The 1,650-nt window shown below is 50.9% G+C and carries 1 protein-coding gene; it reads right to left on the bottom strand.

All coding sequences use genetic code 11. From position 1 onward, the window contains the following. Window positions 1-41: 41 nt before the first annotated feature. Window positions 42-1,262, bottom strand: coding sequence for a uracil-xanthine permease family protein (locus tag QVO39_RS00505; RefSeq protein WP_021902554.1), 1,221 nt, complete (start codon window positions 1,260-1,262; stop codon window positions 42-44). Window positions 1,263-1,650 lie beyond the last annotated feature (388 nt).

Here is a 1,650-nt window from a genome sequence, read left to right as displayed (position 1 = left end):
ACAGCTTGTATATGATCATTCGTACTACAGTCGCTTACGAGTTACTGCTCCTTAGGCCGACGGTCGGCTTCGGTCTCGGGGAGGATGAGGTTGAGGAGCACCGCGATGATCGCTGAAAGGCCGATGCCACCGAGTGTAAAGCGGCCCATACTCAGCACCGCCCCGCCAATACCTGTTGTGAGGGTCACAGAGATGATCACAATATTCCGAGAACTAGAGAGGTTTACACGGCTATTGAGGAGGTTATTGATCCCCGCACCAGCGATAGTGCCAAAGAGTAGTAGCATAATCCCGCCCAAAATCGCCGTATCAATACTCTTGAGGAAGGCACTCACCTTGCCAATCATAGAGAAGACAATCGCCGTAACAGCCGAAATCCTCAGTACCCGAGGAGCCGTCACCTTCGTCAGCGACATCGCTCCCGTCACCTCCGAATAGGTGGTCACAGGAGGGCCACCAAGAAACGAAGCCACCAAGCAGGCCAAGCCATCGCCCAGCATCGTGCGGTGTAGCCCAGGATCCTTCACGAAGTTTTTACCCGTCACGCTATTTACCACATAGATATCCCCAATGTGCTCAATGACAGGAGCAATCGCCACTGGGATCATATAGATAATCGGTGCCCAACTAAACTTTTCGGGAAAGGTTAACTGTGGAAGTGAAAACCACCCTGCCGCCTCTATCCCACTAAAGTCAATATCAAAAAAGATGAGGTCCACCAAATACCCCACAATGATGCCACAAAAGATCGGGATCAACTTAATCAGCCCTCGACCATAAAGCGTCACCACAATAGCCGTCGCCAATGAAATCGCCGCCAAAGGCCAATTTTCCTCCGCCATCTTCACCGCCGAGCTAGAGAGCGAAAGCCCAATCAGCATAATCACAGGACCAATCACCACCTCCGGGAAGAGACGATTGATAAACTTAGTGCCAAAGAGTTTGATCAGTGCCGACATCACAAAGTAGACAAAGGCAACGCCCGCAATTCCCAAAAGGGCACCACTTAATCCATAGAGCTCCGTAGCACTCACAATCGGTGCAATGAAAGCAAAGCTACTACCGAGGAAGATCGGCACTTTACCTTTCGTTACCAGGTGAAAAATAAGCGTACCTATACCTGCCGAAAAGAGGGCAGCGGAGGGGTCAAGCCCCACCAGCAGAGGCACCAAGACAGTGGCTCCAAAAGCGACAAAAAGATACTGCACACCCACCACTACCTGGCGTGTGGGGCTGAGTTGGTCGATAGGCGAAGTAGACATAGCTCGCTTGACATTTGAAAGGTTAATACCAATTAAAACTCTACAAATCTACCTAATCACCGCCATTGTACCAACTCTTTACCCCCCTATTTTCCAGAGGTTGCACAATAGAAAGGTCCTACCGTATGATTTTTTAGCGGAGAGTCTATGGGGAAAGGACCTCCGTGAGGAGGTCCGACGGATCTTAGCCCACATGTAGGAGGGGCGTTAGCCCCGAACGACTGGGGGTAAACGACGCCACCCCCCAAAAACACGACCCCTTGCGAGTCGGACAACCTATTTTAGGTTTAAGATTGAAATCCCAGATACGGTTGTCCGACTTGTCCGATAAGACACCCCCACCCCCTCCCGTAGCAGAGCAAAAACTGAGATGCAACTAAGCGATCGA

Origin of the sequence: Porphyromonas sp. CAG:1061 (genome assembly GCF_000435035.1) — a bacterium.
GTDB classification, from domain to species: domain Bacteria; phylum Bacteroidota; class Bacteroidia; order Bacteroidales; family Porphyromonadaceae; genus Porphyromonas_A; species Porphyromonas_A somerae.
The sequence above is the reverse complement of the archived record's forward strand: the minus strand, read 5'-3'. Positions and strand labels throughout refer to the sequence as shown.